This window comes from Protofrankia sp. CiP1_Cm_nod4 (genome assembly GCF_982290645.1).
In genome coordinates, this window is record NZ_CEVIVC010000102.1 from 8,134 (window position 1) to 9,872 (window position 1,739).

At 73.3% G+C, this 1,739-nt stretch carries 2 protein-coding genes and 1 pseudogene; all 3 read left to right on the forward strand.

What is annotated here, in order from left to right; genetic code table 11:
- A pseudogene (locus AC5LSR_RS17490) lies at nt 1-242 on the forward strand (hypothetical protein); the annotation flags it as partial.
- A gap of 13 nt (nt 243-255) precedes the next feature.
- On the forward strand, nt 256-1,020 hold the full coding sequence (locus tag AC5LSR_RS17495) for an ABC transporter ATP-binding protein (RefSeq protein ID WP_250282937.1): 765 nt from the start codon (nt 256-258) through the stop codon (nt 1,018-1,020).
- Nucleotides 1,017-1,703: an ABC transporter ATP-binding protein gene (locus AC5LSR_RS17500; protein ID WP_250282935.1), complete on the forward strand. Its 687-nt coding sequence runs from the start codon at nt 1,017-1,019 to the stop codon at nt 1,701-1,703. Before AC5LSR_RS17495 ends, AC5LSR_RS17500 begins: the two co-directional genes overlap by 4 nt.
- Nucleotides 1,704-1,739 lie beyond the last annotated feature (36 nt).

Sequence of the window (1,739 nt, forward strand, 5' to 3'; positions counted from 1 at the left end):
CCGCGCGGGCCGCTGCCGCGTCGTCCGCCCTGATCTCCGCCTCGGCCGCCGGCCCGACGGCTGCCGGCGCCGGCATCGCCGCGGCCGGCGGGCCTGTCGTCCCCACCTCGCCGGCGTCCGTCCTGCCAGTGGCATACCGGCAACCGGCCGCCGGCGGCGGATCCCCCGTCCTCACGCCCTTCGGGGAGGCACTGCTCGCCCGGGTGCGGCAGGTCGCGCGCACCTCCGGGGGGACGCCGTGAGCGGGGGGACGCAGTGAGCCGCGCGGAACTCACCGGCCGAGGCCTGGTGCGCCGCTACGGGGGGCTCACCGCGGTCGACAACGTCGACATCACCGTCGCGCCCGGCAAGGTCACCGGGCTGATCGGCCCGAACGGAGCCGGCAAGTCGACGCTGTTCAGCCTGCTCACCGGGGTGGAGAAACCCGATGGCGGCAAGGTCTTCCTCGGCGGCCGCAACATCACCCGGATGCGCCCGGACGTGCGGGCCCGCCACGGGCTCGTCCAGACCTTCCAGGTGCCGTCGCTGTTCACCAGCATGACCGTCATGGACAACCTGCTGGTGGGCGCCGAGAACAGGCACCGCGACTACATCGGCGGGCTGCTGGGACGCACCCCGCACGGCAGTGCCCGCACCCGGCGGGTGATGACCCGCACCCTGGAGTCCCTCAACCTCACCGGCATCGCCGACACGACCACGGGAACACTGCCGACCGGGGCGCTGCGCCTGGTCGAGCTCGCCCGTGCCCTGTGCGCCCGGCCCGACGTCCTGCTGCTCGACGAGCCGGCCAGCGGGCTGGACGGGCAGGAGACCGAACGGCTCTCCGGGCTGCTGCGGCAGGTCGCCGACGAGGGGGTCGGCATCCTGCTGGTGGACCACGACGTCGAACTGGTCTTCTCCGTCACCGACCAGGTGTACGCGATGGTGGGCGGGCGTATCGTCGCCGACGGGGCACCGGCTGCCGTCCGTGAGGATCCGACCGTACGGGCCGTCTATCTCGCGCAGGGGCCGCTGGCATGAGCGCTGAACTGGTACTGACCGGCGCCCGCGCCGGTTACGGGACCATCGAGGTCCTGCACGGGCTCGACCTGACGGTCCCCGCGGGGAAGGTCACCGCGCTGCTCGGGGTCAACGGCGCGGGCAAGAGCACCACGCTGCGGGTGCTCGCCGGCGTGTTACCGCTGCGGTCGGGCTCCCTGACCTGGCAGGGCAGGACGATCACCAGAATGTCGGCCCTGGAGCGGGCCCGTTCGGGCCTGATGTTCGTCCCAGACGAACGCGCGGTCTTCGCCACCCTCACCGTGCGGGAGAACCTGCAGGTGGTGGTGGAGGCGATCGGGCAACGGGACATCTCCCCGGCGCTGGAGGCCTTCCCCCGGCTGGGCGAGCGGCTCGCCCAGCGGGCCGGGACGCTCTCCGGCGGCGAGCGGCGCATGCTCGCCCTGGCCCGGGCCCTGCTGGCCCGGCCCAGGGTGCTGCTGGTCGACGAGCTCTCCCTCGGCCTGTCACCCAAGGTCGCCAGCGAGCTGTTCACCTGGCTGGCGACGGTCGCGCTCGGCGGGACGACGGTGGTTCTCGCCGACCAGTACACCAACGACGCCCTCGGCCTCGCCGACGTCGCCTACGTCCTGCACCGGGGTGAGTGCTCGTTCGTCGGGGATCCCGCGGAGCTGCATCCGGCCGTCTCCGCCGAAACGGTCTGACTCCACCGGACCGGTCTGGCTTCACCGGACCGGTCC

Excerpts from the sequence above, each read along its gene's own strand:
- AC5LSR_RS17500 (WP_250282935.1), top strand. The coding sequence starts at position 1,017 with ATGAGCGCTGAACTGGTACTGACCGGCGCCCGCGCCGGTTACGGGACC.